Annotated in this window: 20 protein-coding genes; 14 read left to right on the forward strand and 6 right to left on the reverse strand. The window is 63.4% G+C overall.

Translation table 11 applies throughout. The features are described 5' to 3' along the window. Positions 1-3 precede the first annotated feature (3 nt). The 10 genes from C7450_RS26230 to C7450_RS26275 all read left to right on the forward strand — a co-directional run bounded on the left by C7450_RS26230 (position 4) and on the right by C7450_RS26275 (position 9,352). Positions 4-879 carry a branched-chain amino acid ABC transporter permease gene (locus C7450_RS26230; RefSeq protein WP_110377422.1) on the forward strand — a complete coding sequence of 292 codons (876 nt, stop codon included), beginning with the start codon at positions 4-6 and terminating at the stop codon, positions 877-879. A gap of 10 nt (positions 880-889) precedes the next feature. Then, positions 890-1,750, forward strand: a complete 861-nt coding sequence (locus C7450_RS26235; RefSeq protein WP_110377423.1) for a branched-chain amino acid ABC transporter permease — start codon at positions 890-892, stop codon at positions 1,748-1,750. After that, complete coding sequence (locus C7450_RS26240) at positions 1,750-2,517, forward strand: ABC transporter ATP-binding protein (protein WP_110377424.1); 768 nt, start codon at positions 1,750-1,752, stop codon at positions 2,515-2,517. The genes C7450_RS26235 and C7450_RS26240 overlap by 1 nt, the downstream gene beginning before the upstream one ends. Continuing rightward, on the forward strand, positions 2,514-3,212 hold the full coding sequence (locus C7450_RS26245; protein ID WP_170147444.1) for an ATP-binding cassette domain-containing protein: 699 nt from the start codon (positions 2,514-2,516) through the stop codon (positions 3,210-3,212). Before C7450_RS26240 ends, C7450_RS26245 begins: the two co-directional genes overlap by 4 nt. Positions 3,213-3,260: 48 nt before the next feature. Then, positions 3,261-4,931, forward strand: a complete 1,671-nt coding sequence (locus C7450_RS26250; RefSeq protein WP_110377483.1) for a dihydroxyacetone kinase family protein — start codon at positions 3,261-3,263, stop codon at positions 4,929-4,931. Continuing rightward, positions 4,928-5,557, forward strand: a complete 630-nt coding sequence (locus tag C7450_RS26255) for a glutathione S-transferase family protein (protein ID WP_110377426.1) — start codon at positions 4,928-4,930, stop codon at positions 5,555-5,557. The genes C7450_RS26250 and C7450_RS26255 overlap by 4 nt, the downstream gene beginning before the upstream one ends. An 89-nt stretch (positions 5,558-5,646) precedes the next feature. Continuing rightward, the gene (locus C7450_RS26260; protein WP_170147445.1) at positions 5,647-6,471 is read left to right on the forward strand and encodes an alpha/beta fold hydrolase; all 825 of its coding nucleotides are present in this window, start codon (positions 5,647-5,649) and stop codon (positions 6,469-6,471) included. After that, positions 6,468-7,340: an MBL fold metallo-hydrolase gene (locus C7450_RS26265; protein WP_110377428.1), complete on the forward strand. Its 873-nt coding sequence runs from the start codon at positions 6,468-6,470 to the stop codon at positions 7,338-7,340. The genes C7450_RS26260 and C7450_RS26265 overlap by 4 nt, the downstream gene beginning before the upstream one ends. A gap of 22 nt (positions 7,341-7,362) precedes the next feature. Beyond that, the gene (locus C7450_RS26270; RefSeq protein WP_110377429.1) at positions 7,363-8,274 is read left to right on the forward strand and encodes a beta-keto acid cleavage family enzyme; all 912 of its coding nucleotides are present in this window, start codon (positions 7,363-7,365) and stop codon (positions 8,272-8,274) included. 82 nt (positions 8,275-8,356) lie between these two features. Continuing rightward, complete coding sequence (locus C7450_RS26275; RefSeq protein WP_110377430.1) at positions 8,357-9,352, forward strand: fumarylacetoacetate hydrolase family protein; 996 nt, start codon at positions 8,357-8,359, stop codon at positions 9,350-9,352. Between the two features lie 109 nt (positions 9,353-9,461). On the opposite strand, the gene C7450_RS26280 is transcribed toward C7450_RS26275, so the two are convergent. Beyond that, positions 9,462-10,328, reverse strand: coding sequence for an alpha/beta fold hydrolase (locus tag C7450_RS26280; RefSeq protein ID WP_170147446.1), 867 nt, complete (start codon positions 10,326-10,328; stop codon positions 9,462-9,464). A gap of 172 nt (positions 10,329-10,500) precedes the next feature. Here C7450_RS26280 and C7450_RS26285 point away from each other — a divergent pair, with 172 nt between their 5' ends. Genes C7450_RS26285 through C7450_RS26295 form a run of 3 tightly spaced genes read left to right on the forward strand, consistent with a single transcriptional unit; the run spans position 10,501 to position 13,554 of the window. Continuing rightward, positions 10,501-11,508 carry a Bug family tripartite tricarboxylate transporter substrate binding protein gene (locus tag C7450_RS26285; RefSeq protein ID WP_170147447.1) on the forward strand — a complete coding sequence of 336 codons (1,008 nt, stop codon included), beginning with the start codon at positions 10,501-10,503 and terminating at the stop codon, positions 11,506-11,508. Positions 11,509-11,561: 53 nt separating this feature from the next. Further along, positions 11,562-12,041 carry a tripartite tricarboxylate transporter TctB family protein gene (locus tag C7450_RS26290; protein ID WP_110377433.1) on the forward strand — a complete coding sequence of 160 codons (480 nt, stop codon included), beginning with the start codon at positions 11,562-11,564 and terminating at the stop codon, positions 12,039-12,041. Between the two features lie 4 nt (positions 12,042-12,045). Then, positions 12,046-13,554: a tripartite tricarboxylate transporter permease gene (locus tag C7450_RS26295; RefSeq protein WP_110377434.1), complete on the forward strand. Its 1,509-nt coding sequence runs from the start codon at positions 12,046-12,048 to the stop codon at positions 13,552-13,554. Between the two features lie 105 nt (positions 13,555-13,659). Here C7450_RS26295 and C7450_RS26300 read toward each other — a convergent pair whose 3' ends face one another. From C7450_RS26300 to C7450_RS26315, 4 genes are all read right to left on the reverse strand, one after another. Further along, on the reverse strand, positions 13,660-14,772 hold the full coding sequence (locus tag C7450_RS26300) for an ABC transporter permease (protein WP_110377435.1): 1,113 nt from the start codon (positions 14,770-14,772) through the stop codon (positions 13,660-13,662). Between the two features lie 2 nt (positions 14,773-14,774). Next, on the reverse strand, positions 14,775-17,567 hold the full coding sequence (rbbA, locus tag C7450_RS26305; protein WP_110377436.1) for a ribosome-associated ATPase/putative transporter RbbA: 2,793 nt from the start codon (positions 17,565-17,567) through the stop codon (positions 14,775-14,777). Further along, positions 17,564-18,634: an HlyD family secretion protein gene (locus C7450_RS26310; RefSeq protein ID WP_110377437.1), complete on the reverse strand. Its 1,071-nt coding sequence runs from the start codon at positions 18,632-18,634 to the stop codon at positions 17,564-17,566. Before C7450_RS26310 ends, rbbA begins: the two co-directional genes overlap by 4 nt. Before the next feature lie 126 nt (positions 18,635-18,760). Next, positions 18,761-19,057, reverse strand: a complete 297-nt coding sequence (locus tag C7450_RS26315) for a phasin family protein (protein WP_110377438.1) — start codon at positions 19,055-19,057, stop codon at positions 18,761-18,763. Between the two features lie 305 nt (positions 19,058-19,362). Between C7450_RS26315 and C7450_RS26320 the strand changes: the two genes are divergently transcribed. After that, positions 19,363-19,941: a TetR/AcrR family transcriptional regulator gene (locus C7450_RS26320; RefSeq protein ID WP_110377439.1), complete on the forward strand. Its 579-nt coding sequence runs from the start codon at positions 19,363-19,365 to the stop codon at positions 19,939-19,941. A 370-nt stretch (positions 19,942-20,311) separates the two neighbouring features. Here C7450_RS26320 and C7450_RS26325 read toward each other — a convergent pair whose 3' ends face one another. Beyond that, the gene (locus C7450_RS26325; protein ID WP_110377440.1) at positions 20,312-21,709 is read right to left on the reverse strand and encodes an FAD-dependent oxidoreductase; all 1,398 of its coding nucleotides are present in this window, start codon (positions 21,707-21,709) and stop codon (positions 20,312-20,314) included. Between the last annotated feature and the right edge of the window lie 95 nt (positions 21,710-21,804).

The raw sequence follows: 21,804 nt of genomic DNA on the forward strand, positions 1-21,804 counted from the left end.
ACGATGCTCTACCTTCAGCTTTTCGTCGACGGCGTCGTCAGTGGCTGCGCCATTGGGCTCGTATCCATCAGTTTTTCTTACTTCTACAGTGTCACCGGCACATTTCACGTCGCGCATGCCGGTATCTATACGTTATGTGGCTACGTGGCGTGGGCCCTCGTCGCCGCTGGCGCTCCCTTCATCGCCGCCCTGATGTTGGCAGTGCTGGCGGGAGCGTTGTCCGGTTACGCCACGCAGCACGTCCTTTACCAAAGGCTGGCGGACCGGCAGGCGTCCCCCCTGGTGATGATGATCGCCTCGATCGGACTGCTGACGGTCCTGCAGAACATCGTGGCGATCGTTTTTTCACCGAACATCGTCCAGTTCGACATGCCATGGCGGGTCGGACATCTGGACATCGCTGGGGTGACGTTGAGCCATCCACAAGCCCTGATCGCCTTGGTGAGCATCGTGATCTTCGTTGGTCTCACGGTATTTTCCGCCAGAACGGATCTCGGCAAGCGTATCCGCGCCATCGCTTCCAATGCAGAACTCGCCGAGATCACGCGGCTCGATCCGAAGCGGGTCTTCGCCTACGTGCTCGCTATCAGCTCGGCGATCGTGGCGGTCCCTGCTGTGCTGGTGGGCGTCGACCAGGCTATGCAGCCCTATACGTCGCTCATCGTGCTATTGACCGCGGTCGTCGCGATGATAGCAGGCGGCATCGGCAGCCTCCCCGGCGCGTTCGGGATGTCAATCGTGCTTGCCGTCATTCAGTCCCTGTCGGTGGCCCTTATTCCCGGACGCTGGAGCATTGCCGCCGTCTTCGGCATCTTCATTTTGTTTATCCTGCTCAAGCCGGAAGGTCTCTTCCGGCGACGGTTCAGCCGGGCGCTGTGAGGGGGATGGTATGAACTTCTTCCTCAGCTTCGTCATTCTCGCCGAGATATTCTCCATCGCGGCGCTGTCCACCAACCTGCTGATGGGAATCATCGGCATCTTCTCGGTCGCCCAGGCCGCTATCATGGGCATCGGTGCCTATACTGTCGCCTTGCTCATGATGAGCGGCGTGCCGTTCTTCGTCGCGTTGCTTGCGGCGATCGTGCTCTGCGCCGCGGTCAACGTCATCTCGTCGCTGCCGTCGCTCCGTCTCGCGGGTGATTATTTCATCATCACATCCTTCGGAACGCAGCTCGTCGCGACAGCGGTCTTCATCAACTGGCAGGGGCTCACCGGCGGCGCGTCCGGCCTGTTCGACATTCCCCTCGCCACAATCGGGGGCTGGACTTTTGCCACCGCACGACAGTTCGTGCTGCTGTCGACGCTGTGTCTGGTAGCTGTGGCCGGCAGTTTCTGGCTCCTCATGCGCTCGCCCTACGGGCGATTGCTGCATGCCATCCGGCAGGACGAGATCGCGGCGGTCGCAGCAGGACGTCGGGTTCTGCGTGCCAAAGTGGGCGTGGCCGCGGTGTCGGGCGCCTATGCGGGTATCGCGGGGGGGCTCTACGCAACCTACATCAGCTTCATCGACCCCACATCCTTCGATATCCACGTCTCCGTTCTGGTCGTCACCATGCTCGTCGTTGGTGGCGCCCGGACCTTATCCGGCTCGATCATCGGGCCATTCCTGCTGATCGCGGTGCCCCAGCTGCTCGCCATGATCGACCTGCCCTCGACGCTGCTCGGCCCTATGCGCCAGCTCGTCTACGGCCTGATCCTGATCGCCTTCATGGTGTGGCGCCCCCAGGGCATTGCAGGAAGGCGGCTTTGATGACCTATCTTGCTGTTTCGCATGTCACCAAGACGTTTGGCGGCCTGGTGGCGCTCGACGATTGCAGTTTCGTCATCGCGCCCGGGCGGATCAGCTGCGTGGTCGGCCCGAACGGCGCCGGCAAGACATCGATCTTCAACGTCGTGACCGGCTTCATCAAGGCCGACACCGGGACCGTCGTGTTCAAAGACAAGGATGTCACGAGCCTGTCACGGCATGACCGGGTACGCCTTGGCATCGCCCGCACATTCCAGAACCTGCGCCTGTTCGAGGAACTCTCGGCCCTCGACAACGTGCTTGTCTGCCTCGCCGATGAAGCGGGAAACGGCCCGCTGGCGGCGATGTTCCGGCCGTTTCACACCGAGGCGGTCTTGAAGCGCAAGAAGGCGGAGGCCGCCGCGCTGCTCGATGAGGTCGGGCTCGGCCATAAGATCGAGGTCCCCGCCGCGAGCCTCAGCTACGGGCAGAAAAAACTGCTTTGCATCGCCCGGGTGCTGGCGACGCGCGCCGAGTTGATCCTGTTGGACGAACCCACCTCGGGCCTCGCGGCCGGAGCCCTCGACGCCATGGTCACGATGATCCACACGTTGAAGGCGCGAGGCCGAACATTGCTCGTGGTGGAGCATAACACGCGCATCGTGCAGCGCATCGCCGATGACGTCCTGTTTTTCCATCGCGGCCGGTTGCTTGCGCAGGGATCGCCGGACGAGATCACCTCGAACGAGGAACTGGGGCGCATCTATTTCGGCAGAGGAGACGAGCATTGACCCTGGAGGCACGCAAACTCGTCGCGGGCTATGGCGACAAATCGATTCTCGAGGAGGTGTCGTTCACCTTGGAGGACGGCGAAATCCTCGCCTTCTTCGGCCATAACGGAGCCGGCAAATCAACGACGCTGAAGGCGGTGATCGGCCTCATCGAGACGCGGGGCGGCGAGATACTGCTCGATGGAGAGCGGATCGACCAGTTGCCGATCGGGCAACGGCTGGAACGCGGGTTGCGGCTCCTGCCGGAGAGGCGCGGCGTGTTTCCAGACCTGTCGGTGGAGGAGAGCATCGATGTCGTGGCCCAGCGCAACTGCTCCAGGGACGGCTGCAAGATCACCCGCAGCGACGTCTATGATCTTCTGCCCGTGCTCAGGGAACGACGCAAGGTGATCGCCGGCGAAATGAGCGGGGGTCAACAGCAGATGCTCGCCTTTGCGCTGGCGCTTCTTGGCTCGCCACGGTGCATCCTGCTGGAAGAGCCATCAGTGGGCCTCCAGCCCGATCTGGTCGAGGAACTCTTCGCGAAAATACGCGAAATATGCGGCAGGCTATCCATTTCTGCCATCCTGATCGAGCACAAGATCGCGTCAGCTATGAAGATCGCCAATCATGTCATCATCATCAACAGTGGCCGCCTGGTATTTAGCGGGCCGAAAACCGAGGCGGAAAAGATCAATCTCTGGAATTACTTCTGACACGTAACGGGAACGTCCAAGATGTCCCGGCGGCAGGATAAGGAAGCCATGAAAAAGCTGATAAACGATCCGCGGCATGTCGTGCGGGAGATGCTCGAGGGCTACGTTGCCGCGAACCCTGCGCTGGCGATGATGGATGAATTCCACGTCGTGCTGCGCTCCGACTTGCCGGAGGAACCCGCTCAGCGGCCAGTCGCGGTCATCTCGGGCGGTGGCAGCGGCCACGAGCCGGCCCATGCCGGCTATGTCGGCGAAGGCATGCTGAGCGCCGCTGTGGTCGGCGATGTCTTCACCTCGCCGAGCGTGGACGCGGTCCTCGCCGCGATCCTTGCAACGGCCGGTCCCGCCGGTGCCGTCCTCATCGTGAAGAACTACACGGGCGATCGTCTCAACTTCGGGCTCACGGCCGAGCTGGCGTCGCAACAGGGTATTCCGACGGCCATCATCGTGGTCGCCGACGACGTCGCATTGCGCGATACGGTCGCCCGCGACAGGCGACGCGGTATAGCCGGCACGGTGCTCGTGCATAAGATGGCCGGGGCCGCCGCCGCACGGGGCGACCCGCTGGATCGCGTCGCGGAGATCGCCCGGAGCGCGGCTTCGCATGTCGTCACCATGGGCGTCGGGCTGGGCTCCTGCACCGTGCCGGCGGCGGGTCGGGCCGGCTTCGAACTGGGACCCGATGAAATCGAGCTCGGCCTCGGCATTCATGGCGAGAAAGGCGTCGCGCGCGGGCGGCTGCCGCCGGTCGACGAACTCGTGGACAGGATGCTGGAGCCGCTCCTGTCCGAGCTGGCTGTCTCGAGCCGGCAACCCGTTGCGCTGCTCGTCAACGGGCTTGGCGCGACGACGGCGATGGAGCTTGCCATCGTCACGCGGCGCGCCTTGGCGACCCTGACGGAGCGGGGTGTGACGGTCGAGCGCGTGTGGACCGGCAATTTCATGACGGCCCTGGAAATGCCGGGCTGTTCCCTGTCGCTTTTGCCGCTCGATGAAGAGCGGCAGGAGCTGCTCGACCATGCCACCACCGCACCCGCCTGGCCGGGCAACGGCAGGACCGGACAGGTCAAGCATGTCGTCGCGCCGCAACTGACGCCCACGGCGGCAGACGCCGCCGCCGAAGGGCCGTTGTCTCCGACGATGCGCGGGGTCGTTTCCCGGATCGCCGCCGCCCTCGATGCGGCCGAGCCGCGCCTGACCGCCCTGGACAGCCATGCCGGCGACGGAGATCTCGGCGCCAGCATGATGCGAGGTGCCGAGGCACTCCGGGCGTTGGCGGACGGAAGCTACGAGACGCCGCAACGGCTGCTGCGGGATATCGGCGAGAGCCTGCGTCGCTCGATTGCCGGAAGTTCGGGTCCGCTCTACGCGGCTGCGCTGCTGCGGGCGTCTCACATTCTCACCGGCATCGAGCGGCCGACGGATGCGCAATGGCTCGATGCTTTCGAGGGCGCGATCGCGGCCCTGCAGGATATCGGGGGCGCACGGCCCGGCGACCGCACCATGCTCGACGCCCTCGTGCCGGCATCCCTGGCATGGCGCCAGAACGGCTGGCTAGCCGGCGCCAGCGCGGCAGAGACTGCGGCCGCAGCCACTGCCTCGATGCGGCCGCGCATGGGGCGCGCCGCCTATCTGGGGGACCGCGCCATGGGCCAGCCCGACGGAGGCGCGGTCGCGGTCGCGATCTGGCTGAAGGCAATCGAGGAGGCGCTCGCATGACGACGAAGCCCATGACTCTGTTCTGGTCCTCTCGCTCTCCCTTCGTCCGCAAGGTGATGATCGTGGCGCACGAGGTCAACGTGGCCGACCGGATCGAGGCGATACGCGTCGCGGTCCATCCGGCCAATCCGAATGCTGAGGTGATGGCCTCCCACCCGCTCGGCAAGATCCCGACACTTGTCCTCGAGGACGGCACCGCGGTGTTCGATTCGCAGGTCATTTGCCAGTACCTCGACGAACGCTTCGGCAACGGCAGACTGATCCCTTCGACGGCGGAGAAATGGGCGGTCCGGAGCCGTCACGCCATGATCGACGCACTTCTCGAAACCGCGCTGGTCTGGCGGCTCGAGGCGGCGAGGCCCGAGGACCACCGACAGCCGAACGTCATGACCGCCAGCCGGCTCCGGATTCAGTCAGGCCTTAAGGCGCTTGAGGCGGATCGGAGTTTCGGCGTTTCGGCCGATTTCACGCTCGACCAGGTGGCCGCGGTCGCCGCTCTCGCCTATCTCGATTTCCGGCTCGGCGAAGTGGCGTGGCGCGAACACGCACCGCGACTATCGGAATGGTTCGATAGCGCTTCAAGACGACCTTCGGTCGTCGCCACGACCTATGTCGATGCTTCCTGAGCGCAATCATTCAACGCGGGCGGGTGAGACGTTGACGCCATCACGATCCGCAGATATCAAAATGAACCGGTTCAATAATGGGGATGGAAATGACGAACGCAGCGCGTTGGGCTGACGTGAACGGGGCAGCCCTGCGCTATCGTATCGATGGAGCGTCGGGTCCCTGGCTGGTGCTGATCCATGAAATGGGCGGCGTCATCGAGTCCTGGGACTTGGTCGTTCCGCAACTCGACAGGGAGTTCCGCATCCTGCGCTTCGACACGCGGGGCGCCGGAATGTCCGAGAAGATCCTCGGCGACACGATCAGCCTCGACGATTTGGAGGATGATCTCGCGGCGCTCCTAGACCATCTCCGGATCGATGAACCTGTCACCGTGGCGGGATGCGCGGTCGGCGCAGGGATAGCGCTGAACTTCGCCGCACGGCACGCGCGGCGCACCGCGGCCGCCATCATCATGAACCCTGCTATCGGCATCACCGACGCGAACAGGGGCGGACTTTTGGACCGTGCCGACGTCCTGGGACGGCTTGGGACGCGAGGTGTTGTCGAGCAGTCGCTGTCACTCGGTTACCCGGAAGCTTTCCGGACGGCCGACCCCGACCACTTCGCACTGTTCAAGGCGCGCTGGCTCGCGAACGATCCCGTAAGTCTTCGCGCGCTGTTCCGGATGCTCGCGCGGATGGACCTGTCCCCCCTGCTGCCTTCCATTCTTTGCCCGGTTCTCGGCATCAGCGGCCGGCATGACCCGCTCCGGCCAACGACCTATGTCCGCGATGTCCTGTCGAAAATGCGCGACGCGCGCCTCGTCGTGATCGAAGCCGGCCATCACATGGCCGACCAGGCGCCCCTGCCGGTGGCGCAGGCGATCCGGGATTTCATGGTTGAAATCAAGGTCTCGGGAGCCGTCGCATGATCCGTGAGCAGAAGATCGGCGATGTCCGCGTCGTCGCCATCACAGAATATGTCGGGCCTACGCACCAGCCCGAAGCAACCTTTCCCGAATTCGACCGCGCACTATTTGCGCGCCGGGAGGCCGAACTGCCGCCGGGCTTCTGGTATCCCCACATGGACCGCTTCGTCATCGGCATCCACATCTGGGTGGTCTTCGCGGGACCGAGCGTCATCTTGATCGATGCCGGCGTCGGCAATGGCAAACCGCGCCCGGCCGCGCGCGCCAACATGCTGAACACGCTGTTTCCGGCGTGGATGGAGGCCGCCGGCACCACGCCCGACCGTGTCACCCACGTGGTGATGACGCATCTGCATTCCGACCACATCGGCTGGAACACGCGGCTCGACCAGGGACGGTGGGTGCCGACTTTCCCCAATGCGCGCCATCTCATCCCGCGCCGGGATTTCGAGTTCTTTCGAGATCTCAGCGAAACCGGAAAGGCTGGAGATTCGTCGTTCCAGGATAGTCTTCTGCCGGTGGTCGAGGCTGATCTGGTCGATTTCGTCGAAGGCCCCGGCGAGGTAGCCGATTGCCTGCAGGCGGTGGAGGCCTTCGGCCATACGCCGGGGCAAATGAACTATTGGCTGCGCTCGCGGGGCGAGGTCGGCGTGTTCTGCGCCGACATCTTCCATCACCCGGTGCAGATCCTGAACCCGGGCCTCAACACCGCCTTCTGCATTCTGCCCGCCGAGGCCAAGGCGACACGCGCGAAGTTCCTCCTCGAGGCAAGCGCGGAGAAGGCCCTGATCATGCCCTGCCACTTCCCCTCGCCGCACTGCGGATACGTCCGTCGCAACGGCGAGCAATTCAGTTTCGAACCAGCCATCTGAACCCTATTCAGTGAGAACACCCATGGTAAAGAGCAAGACGATCGTCACGTGCGCAGTCACCGGTGCGTCGTTGACCCCCTCCATGTCGTCGGCGCTGCCGGTGACAGGCAAGGAGGTGGCGGAGCAATCGATCGGGGCCAACCGCGCCGGTGCGGCGATCATCCACCTTCATGCCCGCAATCCGGATGGCTCGCCCACCAACGCGATTGACGCGTGGAAGGAATTCGTGCCTGAGATCAGGGCTAAAACCGACGCCATCATCAATATGTCCGCGTCGCATGGAAGTACAGCCGAGGACAGATTGGAAGCGGTACTGGCGCTACGGCCGGATATTGCGACGGTCATCGTCGGCTCGATGAATTACGGCCTGTTCCGCAAAGCGGAAAACCAGGGCGTGAGCACGTTCAACACAGAGTGGGAACGCAAGGCTTTCGGCCCAGCCGCCTATGAGATCGTGACCTCGAACAGTTTCGCCAAGATCGACCGCATGATCGATATCCTGATCGATCAGGACATCGCGATGGAATTCGAATGCTATGATGTCGGCCATCTCTATATCCTGGAGCACCATCTCAACCGCAAGCAGGTGAAACGGCCGCTTATCGTGCAATTCCTCACCGGAATTCTGGGGGGAATATCCTCGGAAATTGACAATTTGCTATTCATGAAGCGGACGACCGAGAGGATGTTTGGCCCCGACGTCCAAATCTTCACGCACGGCACGGGCACCGGCAATATCAAGGCCGCCTCGCAGGGAGCGTTGATGGGGACCCATGTGCGCGTCGGCCAGGAAGACAACCTGTTCGAATTCCCCGGCAAACCCTTTGCGTCGAACGCCGCTCAGGTTGAGAAGATCGGACGCATCTTCGGGGAATTCGGTATCGAACTCGCAACGCCGGCCGAGGCGCGCGGGATTCTCGGATTGAGCAGCTGAACTGAACTATCGCGCCGCGAGGTGACCCTTCGCGGCGCGCGATGGCGCAGCACGGTCTCAAGTGGTTGTCAGGGGGTGCGTCTTGAAGATCGCCACGTTTCTACACAACGACGGGACGCCGAGGCTCGGGGCGGTCGACACCAGCCGTTCGACCATCACTGATCTTGCCCTGGCAGCGCAGATCCGCGCGCCGGAAGCAATGGGCTACATGCGCGACGCGCTGGCCCTGATCGACGGCGGCGAGGAAGCGCTGCAGATGGCGCGCGCGCTCGAAGATGCAGCACCGGAGGCGGCTATCACGCCCTTGGACGCGGTCCGCCTCCTCGCGCCGCTGCCGGTTCCCCGCTCGATCCGCGACTGCCTGGTGTTCGAGCAGCATCTGATAAACTACAATGCGCAACGGGCAAAGGAGACCGGCCAGGAGCCTGCGACCATTTCTCAGGACTGGTACAAGCGGCCATTCTACTACAAAGGCAACCGGTTCAGCGTGGTCGGACCGGGGGCCGACATCGTCTGGCCCGACTATTCCAACTCCATCGACTTCGAACTCGAGATCGCCTGCATCATCGGCCGAAAAGGCTCGGATATTCGGCCCGAGGACGCGCTCGCGCATATTTTCGGCTTCACCATCTTCAACGATTTCTCCGCCCGCGACACGCAGGCCGTGGAGAAACGGATGGGAATGGGCTCGTCGAAGGCGAAGGATTTCGACACCGGCAATGCGATCGGCCCCTGGATCGTCACCACGGACGAGATCGGCGACCCGCACCGGCTCCGCATGGAAGCGCGGATCAATGGCGAGCGGTGGGGCGGCGGCAATACGTCCGAGATGTATCACTCGTTCCGTGACATGATATCGTTCATCTCGCGGTCCGAGACGCTGCATCCAGGCGAACTCATCGGCAGCGGCACGGTCGGCACGGGATGCGGCATCGAGCTCGGCCGCTCGCTCAGTCCGGGCGACACGGTCGAACTCGAGATCGAGAAGATCGGCATCCTCCGCAACCGGATTACAAGGCGCCATTCCGGCAGCGGATCAGCCGCGCCTGGCACTCCTGAACCGCATCGCAATAGATAGCGTGCGTCTAGAGCATTTTCGCGTTTCTCCGAATCGCGAAAATGCTCCATGTCTTTGTTTTAGCGCATTTTCTTCACGCGCACCGGTGTCCACTTCGCTCGAAAATGCTCTAAATACTCGCGAGGAAGTCGAGGATCATTGCATTGAAGGCTTGGGGCTGCTCCCAGTAGGCTGAATGCCCGGCGCCGGCGATGAGACCGAGCCGCGCACCCGGGATCGCCAGCGCGATCCGCCGCATGACAGGCGGTGGCGCATACATGTCGGCGTCGGACGCGATGACCAGCGTCGGAACGCGCAAACCACCAAGCGCTGGCAGATCGAGAGCACTGAGAAAGTGTTGTGCGATCGCGATCGGTCGCCCTTCGGCCGTCAGAGCGAGCCAGGCGGCGAGCCCCTCCGGATTGGTTGCGCGATAACCCGGTCCCACCTCCCGGAACTCCCGCGGCAGGCTTTCAAAGGCGTGATCGCGCATGGCCATGGTGGCTGCCATGTAGTCGCGGTCCCTCACGGCGACGAGGCTTGTCGAAAGCGTGAGGGACCGGACGCGATCGGGGAAGGCTATCGCGAAATCCGCCGCGACGAAGCCACCGCCGGCCGTTCCGACGATGTGGGCAGACGGAATGTCGAGACGGTCGAGAAGCGCGGCGAGATCACCCGCGCCGGTGCCCGGATCATCCGGATCACCGGCGTCAGAACCAAAGTGCCCCCGACGCGAATATCCGATCACCCGATAGCCGGCCGCCGCGAGAACCGGTTGCTGGTGGAGCCACATCGCCCCGCTGCCGACGATGGCGTGAAGCAAAACGACAGGCTCGGCTGCTCCCCCTCCCGTGTCCCAGCACCACAGGCGCGCGGTTTCGATATCGACGAGCCGTTCCGCGGCCGGTATTTGCCTCGGAACGACAGGCGATTTCGACAGAAACGGATCGCCCTTGGCGACCGGATAGAGCCCCGACGCGTCTGAAGCTTCCATCATCTTACTTTCTTCTGGAGATGCCATTGTCATAATCAACCCACGCCCGGTAAAGCAACGCTCCGGAGTTGACAATTTGAACCGGTTCATTTAATCGCGACGGAAGATGGACGCAAGGTCCACAGGCAACCGAATGCACAGTCGAGTCGCCACGCTCCATGAGGAGGAAAGCACCATGAATCCCAAGAATGTGCAACGCGCGATGACATCGGCATTATCGATGGTCCTGCTCAGCCTCGGCGTCGCGCTCCTGCCGGTCCAGGCGGTGGCACAGGACTATCCGACTAAGCCCATCACCCTGATCGTTCCCTACGCCCCCGGCGGGGCCACCGACACGATCGGGCGGGTCGTCGCCGACAGCCTCGCCAAGCAGTTCGGGAAGCCGGTGATCGTCGAAAACAAGGGCGGCGCTGCGTCGAATATCGGCGCCAACTATGTCGCGCACCAGAAGCCGGATGGCTACACGTTGCTGGTGGCGACGGACCCGGCGCTGTTCCTCAACGAGTTTGTCTACAAGGAACTTCCCTTCAGCCCGGAGAAAGATTTCGATCCGGTCACCCATGTCATGAACGTGCATTCCATCCTGGTCGTAGCGCCTTCGCTTGGCGTGAAGACGCTGGAGGCATTCGTCGCCAAGATGAAAGCCGAAGGCGCAAAATATAACTATGGCTCACCGGGTGTCGGCGACGGCAGTCATCTCGGCATGGAATGGCTGAAGAACGAAGCCGGCGGCTTCGCGATGACCCATATTCCTTATAACGGCATGGGCCCTACGGTTCAGGGGATGCTGTCCGGCGACCACCAGGCACTGATCGTCTCCGTGGTCACCGCAAAGCCGTATATCGATGCGGGCAACATGATCCCGATCGCGGTGTCGGGCACCAGGCGCGCGCCAGGCCTGCCGGATGTGCCGACCTTCGCGGAGCTTGGCTATCCGACGATACGGCTCGGTTTTGCCCTGGGCTTGATGGCCCCGAAAGGCACGCCTATCGCGATACGCCGGAAAATCGCTGACGCGTTGCAGGAAGCGTTCAAAGATGAAACCTTTCAGGCAAAATACGTGACCGGCCTCGGCTACGAGGCGCTTGCCAGCAGTCCTGAGGAATTCCAGAAGTTCCTGGGCAGTGCGCGCCAGGACGCGGCGCGTGTCGTGAAGCTAGCGGGCGCCGAGAAGCAGCAGTAACTGCCGCAGGATGCGGTCTCCGTCGACGCGCGAAGACATCCGGCCGGGACGACATGCCTGGCGTAACGGGGGAGGATACGCTGAAACGCATGCTCGCGATGCCGGATATCGGGGCCGGTCTCTTTTTCATCGCTGCCGGAATGGCCGGCCTCTGGTTCGGCAGGGGCTATGCTCTCGGCTCGCTTGCCCAAATGGGGCCGGGCTTCTTTCCCAAGGTCATCAGCGCGGTGCTGATCGGCATTGGTGTCACCGTCGCTCTGCGGGCACGGCATAGCGAAGCAGCGGACCTGTTCGGAAACGGGCCGTGGCGGGCGCTGGTATTAATTCCCGCAGCTCTGATCCTTTTCGGCTTGTTCGTGCCGACTTTCGGGATCATTCCAGCGACGCTATCCCTCATTATTCTGTCAGGCTATGCGAGCCGCGAAGCGCGGTTTGGCGAACTGCTCGTGTTGGCCGTTGCGCTCACTGCCTTTTCGATCCTCGTTTTCGTCTATGGCCTGGGCCTGGGCTTCCGCATCCTCCCCTGGGATTGAGACCTTGGACCTCTTCGCAAATCTCGCCCTGGGCTTCAGCGTCGCACTGTCGCCCGAAAACCTGCTGCTCGGCTTCATCGGCTGCTTTCTGGGAACGGCGATCGGCGTCTTGCCCGGAATCGGGCCGATCTCGACGATCTCGCTCCTGCTGCCGCTGAGCTTCGTGCTGTCACCGATCGGTGGGCTGATCATGCTCGCCGGCATATACTACGGCTCGCAGTATGGCGGCTCCACCACGGCCGTCCTGGTCAACATGCCCGGCGAAACCTCGGCTGTTGTCACATGTATCGACGGTCATGAGATGGCGCGTCAGGGGCGAGCCGGCGCGGCCCTGACGATTGCGGCGCTGGGATCGTTCTTCGCGGGTTCGGTCGCGACCTTGATCATCGCCGTCGCAGCCGTGCCGTTGGCCAAGGTCGCCGTCAATTTCGGCCCCCCGGAATATGCGTCGCTCATGCTGCTTGGGCTGCTCGCCTCGATCGTCCTGGCGAACGGGCCCTTCTTCAAGGCGCTCGGCATGATCTTTCTCGGGTTGCTGCTGGGGACGATCGGCACGGACGTCAACACCGGGGCGGCCCGCTATACCTTCGGCTTCTTCGAACTGGCGGAAGGCCTCAATTTCATTCCGTTGAGCGTGGGGGTCTTCGGCATCACCGAGATCCTCGCCAATCTCGAGCGGCGGCGCCATGAGACAACAACGACAGAACGTCTTGGCCGCCTCTGGCTGACACGAGAGGATATGCGCAGGGCAGCCCCCGCCGTCGCACGCGGCACCGGCATCGGCTCCCTGCTCGGGCTGATCCCTGGCGGAGGCATCGTCCTGTCGACCTTCGCCGCGTACATGATCGAAAAGAAGCTGTCACGTAGGCCCGACGCGTTCGGCAAAGGAGCGATCGAAGGCGTGGCCGCGCCGGAATCGGCGAACAACGCGGCGAGCCAGATCTCCTTCATCCCCATGCTCACCCTCGGCATTCCGCCGACGGCGTCCCTCGCAATGATGATGTGGGCGATGACCGTCCATGGCATCCAACCCGGCCCCAGTGTCATGACCGCAAAGCCCGCCCTGTTCTGGGGGCTCATCGCATCAATGTGGATCGGGAACGTCATGCTCGTCATCCTCAACCTGCCGCTCATCGGGCTCTGGGTGAAGCTGCTGCGCGTTCCCTACCGCATGCTGTTCCCGACAATCCTTCTGTTCTGCGCCATCGGCCTCTACAGCGTGAACATGGCGTCATTCGATATCACGCTCGCGGTAATCCTCGGCCTGGTCGGTTATCTTCTGCGCCGGTTCGGGTGCGAGCCAGCGCCCTTTCTGCTCGGTTTCATCCTTGGCCCATTACTGGAGGAGAACCTGCGGCGCGCCATGCTGATCTCACGCGGCGATCCGATGATCTTTATTGAAAGGCCGGTCAGCGCCATTCTGCTGGCACTCGCCGCTGGCCTTGTCCTGCTCCTCGTGCTCCCGCGATTTCGGCGTTCGCGGCAAGAGGTATTCGTCGAGGAGCCGAGTTGATAGACCTCCGCTATAGCGAAACGAAGGTACTTTATTGGAAATGATCCGCGCTCCAGCCGGATCAGGCCAGATATAAATTCCGGCACCACCCGAATAGGGCGGCGACTAACGGAGAAAGCGGCGAAAGCGACGGAGCGCGAGGACAAACAACACCCCGCCGATCAGAGCCAAGGCCGCGAACTGCGGCCAGACGACCGCGAAACCCGCGCCCCGGAACAGGATCCCCTGGGCCAGCATGACGAAATGCGTGTTGGGCGCGGCCAGCATGATGGTCTGGATCACCTCGGGCATGCTTTCCCGCGGGGTCGTCCCACCCGACAACACCTGCAACGGCAGAAGCACGAGCATCAGGAGGAGGCCGAATTGCGGCATCGAGCCCGCGACGGTCGCCAGAAAGATCCCCATCGACGTCGTGGCAAACAGTTGCAGCGCGGTGCCAGCCATGAAAAGGGCGATGGAGCCCTGAATGGGCACCGCCAATACACCCTGAACGACGGTAATGATGGAGACACCCGACGCGACCAGGACGACGAGCCCCATCGACCAGACCTTGCTCACCATGATCTCGGTCGGCGTCACCGGCATCACCAGGAGATGCTCGATCGTGCCATGCTCCCGCTCGCGGATCAGCGCCGCTCCCGTCAGGATGATGGAGAGCATCGTGATGGAAGAAATGATATTGTTGATGGCGCCGAACCACCCCTTGTCGAGCTGGGGGTTGAAGCGCACGCGTAGCGCGAGCGCCACGGGAACATCGGCTTCGCCGCGGTAGCGGTTGAGGAATTCCGTCACTTCGCCGGATACGATCGTCTGGATATAGCCGCCGCCTGTAAAAGCTTGCGACATCCGCGTTGCGTCAATGTTGAGCTGGATGGTCGGGGACCGGCCCGCGAGCAGATCGCGCTGGAAATTCGGCGGAATGTCGATCGCGAAAGTATCGAGGCCCGCATCCATGCGGGCGTCCATCTCATGGGGACTGATGACGCGCGGCACCACGAAGTACGGCGGGTAGAATGCGGTCAGGATCCGCGACGAAACCGGCGACTGGTCTTCGTCGACGACCGCGATCGCCGCACGATTGAGCGTCTCGGGCATGGCGGTTGCGCCCGTATAGACCGCGAGTGTGAACGAGTAGACGATGAGGAGCAGGAGCATCGGGTCGCGCGCCAGGCCCCAGAGCTCCTTCAGGCCGAGATTGACGATATTCGCGAGCCTCATGGTCAACGCGCCTGTTTCTTGAGGAGCAGCGTGCCGAGCCCGAACAGCACCGGCACCGCGATGACAAGAGGCACGAAGGACCCGGCGAGTTCGCTGAAATCGAGCCCCTTCGAAAAAGCGCCCCGCGAGATCGTCATGAAATAGCTTGTCGGATAGATCCGCCCGATGAAGGCACCGGCGCCCTCGAGCGACGAAACCGGATCGATCATGCCGGAATACTGCACAGCCGGAATGAGCGTGATGAGCGCCGTGCCGAAGATCGCCGCGATCTGGCTGTTCATGAATGTCGAGATCACGAGGCCCATCCCGGTCGTGAAGATGACATACAGAAAGGCCGCCGCCGTATAGGCGAGGAAGCTGCCGGTGAACGGCACCCGGAATACGAACACCGCGAAGGCCGTCAGCATGAGGAAGTTCGCCATCGCCAGCGCGATATAGGGAAGCTGCTTGCCGAGCAGGAACTCCATCTTGGTGACGGGCGTGACGTAGAAATTGATGATCGAGCCAAGCTCCTTTTCCCGCACCACGCTGAGCGCGGCGAGCATCGCGGGGATCATCAACAGGAGAAGCGGAATGACGGCGGGAACGATCGCGACGAGGCTCTGCACATCCGGATTGTAGCGATAGCGGATGGCGAGCTGGAAATTGCCGACGGTCGCCGCGTTGCCGTAGAGCTGGCGCGCCTTCTCGGTCAGCCAGGTCTGGTGCATGCCCTGCACGTAGCCGCGCACGGTCTCTGCGCGCTGCGGCATGGCGCCGTCGATCCAGGCGCCGACCGCAACGGCGCGCCCCCGGGCCACATCGCGGCCGAAACCGGGCGGGATCTCGATCGCCAGGCTGATGTCTCCGCTCGCCATGCGCCGGTCGAGATCCTGATAGTCGGTAATGGGCGGCTTCTCGATGAAGTAGCGCGAGCCGGAGATCTCTTGGATATAGTCGTGGCTGACCGTGGTGTCGTCGCGGTCGAGCACCGCGAAGGTCAGGTCCTCGACATCCATGTTGATGCCATACCCGATCACGAACATCAGCAGCACCGAGCCAAGAATGGCCAGTGTCGCGCGGATCGGATCGCGCCGCAGTTCCAGCGCCTCGCGCTGGCTATAGGCAAACATGCGCCGGGGATCGAAGAAGCGCCGCTGCGAAGCGGGCGTCCCGGCCTTGAGCTTTGTTGCGACGGGTGCCGGCTCTGCGGCGGGGCTCGCGGATGATGCCTCCGGTTTGGAGGATGCCTCGTCGATGGCATCTTCGAGATAGCCGACGAAAGCCTCTTCAAGGTTAGCCGCAGAGCGCTTCTCGACGATGGCTTTTGGCGTATCGCTGATCAGCACCTTGCCGGCATGCATCAGCGAGATGCGGTCGCACAACTCCGCTTCGTTCATGAAGTGGGTCGACACGAAGATCGTGACATTGTCCTTGCGCGACAGGTCCGACAGGATCTGCCAGAAACCGTCGCGGGCCACCGGGTCGACGCCGGAGGTCGGCTCGTCGAGGATCAGGATGTCGGGCGAATGGATCAGCGCCACCGCCAGCGACAGTCGCTGACGGATGCCGAGCGGCAAGGCATCGGGCAAGCTGTCGAGCAGCGCGCCCAGATCAAAACGCTCCGTCATCTCCGCAATGCGGGCGGGGATATCGGCCTCGGGCAGATGGAACAGGCGCGCGTGGAGTTCCAGATTCTGCCGGACCGTCAGCTCCGTATACAGCGAGAAGGCCTGCGACATGTAGCCGACGCGCTGGCGCACCTCGAGATCCCTGGGGTCGACCTCGCGGCCGAACAGGCGGGCGGTGCCGTCGCTCGCCGGCAAAAGCCCCGTCAGCACCTTCATGGTCGTGGTCTTGCCGCAGCCGTTCGAGCCGAGAAAACCGAAGATCTCGCCGCGCGGAATGCGAAAGCTCACGTTGTCGACGGCCGTGAAGTCGCCAAAGCGGACGGTGACATGCTCCGCCTCGATGGCGATGTCGGCATCCGTTCCGTCCGCGCGCGGCGGGATGACGACCGCGTGGTGATCCCGGCGGTCCTCCTCGGGCAGAAGCGCGATGAAGGCGGCGTCGAGATTGGTGGCCCCCGTCTGCTCGAGAAGCGCCGCGGGCGCACCGGTGGCCAGCACCTCGCCCGCGTTCATCGCGACGAGCCAGTCGAAGCGGGCCGCTTCCTCCATATAGGCGGTGGCGACAATGACGCTCATGCCGGGCCTGTCCCGGCGGATGTCGTCAATCAGTTCCCAGAACTGGCGGCGCGACAGGGGGTCGACACCCGTCGTCGGCTCGTCGAGGATCAGGAGATCGGGGTCGTGGATGAGCGAGCAGCACAGGCTCGTCTTCTGTTTCATGCCGCCGGAGAGCTTGCCCGCGGGGCGATCCGCAAATTTCGCCATGCCCGTACGCGCGAGAAGGTCGCCGACGCGCTGCTCGCGCTCCTGCCGGCCGTGACCGAAGAGCCGCCCGAAGAAATCGATGTTCTCGAAGACCGACAGCGTCGGATAGAGGTTCCCGCCGAGCCCCTGCGGCATATAGGCGATACGCGGGCAGGTCTTCAGCCTATGGTCGCTGTCCGCGATGCTGCCCCCGAGAACATGCACCTCCCCCTGCTGCACGACGCGCGCACCGGCAATAAGGGACAGCAGGCTCGACTTTCCCACCCCGTCGGGGCCGATCAGCCCGATCATGCAGCCGGCGGGCAGATCGAGCGTGACGCCCTTGAGCGCCCGCGTCTTGCCATAAACATGGCTGACCGACTTGAGGCTGACGACAGGATCCGTTGCGGGCAGGGCTTGGTCCGCGGCAAGGCCTGTCATTGGACCAGCGGTCCCGACAGCCGTTCGGGCCATACAGCGTCCGGATCGAGCCTGATATAGGCCATGCCCGGCAGCCCGGTTTTTACATACTGGATGTATTTCTTGAGGAGTTCCGGCGGAATGCGGGCCTTGACGCGGAACATGAGCTTCTGGCGCTCCTCCTCGGTCTCGACGGTTTTCGGCGTGAACTGCGCCACGTCGGACACGAAGGTCGCCTTGGCGGGGATGACATATTGCGGGGCCGCGTCAAGAACGAGGCGCACATCCGTGCCGATGGCCACGCGGCCGGCCTGCGCGGTCGGCAGGAAGAAGGTCATATAGACCTCGCTGAGATCGACGAGATTGAGCACCCGCCCCCCCGCCGAAAGAACTTCGCCCGGCTGCGCCACCCTGTACTGCACACGCCCGTCGCGCGGCGACTTGAGGACCGCATCATTGATGTCCGTCGTGATGCTCTCGATCTGTGCCTTCGCCGCGTCGACCGCCGCCTCGGCATCGATGACCATGGCCTTGGCCGCGCCGATCGCCGCCTCCGAGGCGGCGACCTGAGCCTTCGCTGCGCTGATTGCGGCCCGTGCCCCTTGCGCGGCCGCCCTGTCATCGTCCAGCGTCTGCTGCGAGGTCGCGTTCGTCTTGATCAACTGTTCGGAACGCGCCAGCTTGCGGTCCGCCGAATCGAGCTCTGCCTCGCGCTGGGCCACGACCGCTGCCGCCGCGGCCCGTTCCGCCTCGCGCTGGGTGACAAGGCTACGCGCGGTATCGATGCTGACCGCGGCGCGACGCAACTGAGCCTCGGCCTGGCGGCGCTGGGCTTCGAGCTGTTCGGTATCCATGCGCGCCAGAACCTGGCCAGCCGCGACGAAATCGCCCTCATCGGCCAGGATCTCGCGTATCCGTCCGGGAATCTTCGTCGAGATGTCGATTTCCACCGCCTCGACCCGGCCGTTACCTGACGCAATGCCGGCGGGCAGATCGCTCCCTCTGAGCTTGTGCCAGCCATAGTATGCTGCCCCGAGGATGATCACTGCCAAGACAGCGAACAGCCAGGGTCTTTTACGCCAGGTCATGACATCGGCTCCCTATGACTCTATCAACCAGAAGTGCTGCCGGAACGATCGGAGGAAGGGCCAATGCCATGTCGCCGTGCCATCTCGCTGTGCCATGGCGACGTGCCGTGTCGTGTCGGCGGATGATCAGGCTTGCGGCGGCTTACCGGACAAGGATGCGGCCTTCTGGCCCGCCTCGAAGCAGGCTTCCAGCACATGACATGCATAGGCGTTGCTGCATGTAAGAACATCAGCCGGATTCTTGCAGGCTGCGAGGCTCCTGACATAGTCGGCCTGAGCCTGCAGCCCGTCCGCGACGACGTCTAGCGCCCGCCGGGCAAAACCCGCGTAGACGTCGAATGGGGCATCGAAGGGATAGGCCAGCCGGGCCTTGTCCATCGCCGCCGTGAACGGCTCACCCGCAGTGGTTCTCGGATAGACCATGATCAACTCCCTCGCGCGCCGGAAATAGAGGCCGTATGAACCAACCTAGCGAACAGTCACGAAACCACTTTGACGCATGTCAACGGTCGTCAACAATCGTTGACCGCACCCATAGATAGGACTAGCCTGCGCAAAGAGCAATCGTTCCGGAGCGCCGGCAGCCGGGTGGCTTCCCCAACTGCAGAAAAATCCTTCGGATCAACAACAGGAGCGCGTTCCAGGAAAGCCGCGGCCATCGTCGAATCGGGGCCGACACAAGGCTTTCGCGGCGCGGGCTTCACGACCTGTGGACAACCAGGATCCCCATGGCAACAGCAGACGCCAACCTGTCATCGCCCCCGTCCACCCGCACGCGCATCCTTGACGCCGCGATCAGACGTTTCGCGCGCTTCTCCTATGAGGAGACGGGATTGCGCGACATTGCCGACGACGTCGGCGTCGACGTCGCCTATGTGCATCGCAGCTTCGGCTCCAAGGAACGGCTCTTCGCCGAAGCCGTGCGCGCCACGGCTCAGGCCGGGCGCATCACTGCACTGGATGGCGCCAATTTCGCATCCGATCTCGCGCGCGATTTCCTGGCAGAGGATTGCGTAACCGAACACGGTGTCCGGCCGCTCGACATCTCCGTTCGCTCCCTGTCGAGCGCGTCCGCCGCATCGGTGCTGCGCGAGTTCATTCTCAACGACGTGATCATTCCGCTGAGTGAAAAGCTCGAGCCGCCGGACGAGCGACGCGCAGCCTTGGTCGCGGCGCTGCTTGTGGGCCTTGGAATCATGAAGGACGTGCTCAAGATCGACATGCTCGTCAGCAACGACCCCGGCGATCTCGAGGCGCTGATCCGCGACGCTGTCGCCGCCATCATCACGGCGCCAAGCGCAGGATAGGCGCCGAACCGATCGCCGCGCGCCGGCACTCAGACGACGAGCGGTTCGCCCCCGGTGTCGAAGCGAATGGTTCGCAAAAGGCCATGCCTCTGTCCCCGCGCGTTCCCGCCACGCTCCCTGCCAGAGCTGACCTGCCAGAGTTGACCCGCCGTTGACGCCTCTCACCATCATGCAGGCTCCGTGTCCATGCCGTGCCGGCCAATCCAGGAAGGATTGCGGCTTGGGGCAAATCCGGCTTGCATGGCCTCGTCTGATACCACCGAAGCCGTTGAATCTGCTTGTCAATTTTTGCGCTGAGCCAGTCCGCAACAGACGGACTTGCTCTCGCACACGATGGCCCGGGAGGAAAGCGTCTCGTGGTGCGGCCGGTTCAGGCTTGCGAGAGAGGCGTCCTGAGATAGGCTCCGTGGGCGCGCAGGTCCTCCTGCAACGCCTTGACGTTGATTTGGCGCGGCGAAACGTCCTCGCGGATTGCGAGCTTGGCGGCACGCCCCGCGGCCTCGCCCATCGCCATGCAGGTGGCCATCACCCGGATCGCCCCCATCGCCTCGTGGGTCGTCGAGATGGCCCGGCCGGCGACGATGAGCTGCTCGACCTTCTTCGGCAACAGGGAGCGATAGGGAATGTCGTAGCAGTCGCCGCACCAGATCAGGGTGCAGCCGTCGTCGCCGGGGCGGTGGATATCGATCGGGTAGCTCGCGACGGCGATCGCCTCGTTGAAATAGCGGCAGGACAGGACGTCGTCTTGATTCATCACATAGTCGCCGACGATTCGCCGCGTCTCGCGAATACCGAGGAACGGCGCGGTCTTGGTGAAATAGGCGTTCTCGAAGCCGGGAACATAGGCCTTGAGATAGGTGAAGATGTCGTCGATCTGGTGCCGCGCTTCGATCTCGCCCATGCTGAGGCTGCGCGAATCCGTCCCGTCGACGCCCTTCACGCGCGTCATGTTGATCCATACCTCGCCGGACCGCAGCCCCGTGATGATGATGGTGCGCTCGTTCGGGATCTCGAGCCCGCGCTCCTCGCGCGCCTTGGCGATCAATTCGCGCAGGCCGACCACGATGAACTGGTGGTTCTGCCCGAAATACTCGGCCGGGATGAAATCCGTCAGATAGGTGCGCGGCTGGACGGCAATGCTGTTGCGCAGCTTGTCCGTATCCACGCCGGCGATACAGAACATCAAGGTCGGCGGCTGCATGCCGCCATGCTCGTCGCCTTTCTCACAAGGGACACCCGCCCGGTAGGCGACATCCGCATCGCCGGTGCAATCGATGACGATCTTCGCCAGGATGGCGGAACGCCCATCCTTGCCCTCGGTGATGATGCCGCGGATGGTGTCGCCAGCCTCGTTCATCACGACACCGACGCAGGCGGTATAGAATGTCACGTCGACACCGGCCTCGAGCAGCATGTCGAGCGCGACCGTCTTCACCGCTTCCGGCTCCACGAGCGTGATGCCCATATGCAGCGGGCATGGCCGGTGCTCGCTCGCCCCGCCGCGCGCCTTCAGGCGATCGATGAACTTCTGCGGCAGACCTTCGATGATCTGGTTGCCCTTCTGGCCGAGAAAGCCGAGCACCGGCAAGCCGATGGTCATGTTGCCACCGACGAAGCTCCTGTTCTCGACGAGGCCGACGCGCAGGCCGTCCTCGGCGGCAGCCAAGGCGGACGTGAGGCCGGCAGGACCGCCACCGACGACCAGGACATCGTATTCCGCGCGCACCGGGGTCGAGCGAGCTGGTTCATGGATCGCATCGTGTTGCATCGTTAGGCCTTCATCTTATCCGGTTTCGCGCATCAGGCATCGGTTTGCGGGACGGAGGCCCGCCGGGGAGAATGTCCGCCGGGCGAAGAACCCGT

The organism is Chelatococcus asaccharovorans (assembly GCF_003201475.1).
Taxonomy (GTDB): domain Bacteria; phylum Pseudomonadota; class Alphaproteobacteria; order Rhizobiales; family Beijerinckiaceae; genus Chelatococcus; species Chelatococcus asaccharovorans.

Coding starts and splice junctions, on each gene's coding strand:
- C7450_RS26240 (WP_110377424.1), top strand. CDS start 1,750: ATGACCTATCTTGCTGTTTCGCATGTCACCAAGACGTTTGGCGGCCTG.
- rbbA (WP_110377436.1), bottom strand. CDS start 17,567: ATGACAGGCCTTGCCGCGGACCAAGCCCTGCCCGCAACGGATCCTGTC.
- C7450_RS26300 (WP_110377435.1), bottom strand. CDS start 14,772: ATGAGGCTCGCGAATATCGTCAATCTCGGCCTGAAGGAGCTCTGGGGC.
- C7450_RS26325 (WP_110377440.1), bottom strand. CDS start 21,709: ATGCAACACGATGCGATCCATGAACCAGCTCGCTCGACCCCGGTGCGC.
- C7450_RS26280 (WP_170147446.1), bottom strand. CDS start 10,328: ATGATGGAAGCTTCAGACGCGTCGGGGCTCTATCCGGTCGCCAAGGGC.
- C7450_RS26235 (WP_110377423.1), top strand. CDS start 890: ATGAACTTCTTCCTCAGCTTCGTCATTCTCGCCGAGATATTCTCCATC.
- C7450_RS26315 (WP_110377438.1), bottom strand. CDS start 19,057: ATGGTCTATCCGAGAACCACTGCGGGTGAGCCGTTCACGGCGGCGATG.
- C7450_RS26310 (WP_110377437.1), bottom strand. CDS start 18,634: ATGACCTGGCGTAAAAGACCCTGGCTGTTCGCTGTCTTGGCAGTGATC.
- C7450_RS26250 (WP_110377483.1), top strand. CDS start 3,261: ATGAAAAAGCTGATAAACGATCCGCGGCATGTCGTGCGGGAGATGCTC.
- C7450_RS26260 (WP_170147445.1), top strand. CDS start 5,647: ATGACGAACGCAGCGCGTTGGGCTGACGTGAACGGGGCAGCCCTGCGC.
- C7450_RS26290 (WP_110377433.1), top strand. CDS start 11,562: ATGCCTGGCGTAACGGGGGAGGATACGCTGAAACGCATGCTCGCGATG.
- C7450_RS26265 (WP_110377428.1), top strand. CDS start 6,468: ATGATCCGTGAGCAGAAGATCGGCGATGTCCGCGTCGTCGCCATCACA.
- C7450_RS26320 (WP_110377439.1), top strand. CDS start 19,363: ATGGCAACAGCAGACGCCAACCTGTCATCGCCCCCGTCCACCCGCACG.
- C7450_RS26285 (WP_170147447.1), top strand. CDS start 10,501: ATGAATCCCAAGAATGTGCAACGCGCGATGACATCGGCATTATCGATG.
- C7450_RS26230 (WP_110377422.1), top strand. CDS start 4: ATGCTCTACCTTCAGCTTTTCGTCGACGGCGTCGTCAGTGGCTGCGCC.
- C7450_RS26270 (WP_110377429.1), top strand. CDS start 7,363: ATGGTAAAGAGCAAGACGATCGTCACGTGCGCAGTCACCGGTGCGTCG.
- C7450_RS26255 (WP_110377426.1), top strand. CDS start 4,928: ATGACGACGAAGCCCATGACTCTGTTCTGGTCCTCTCGCTCTCCCTTC.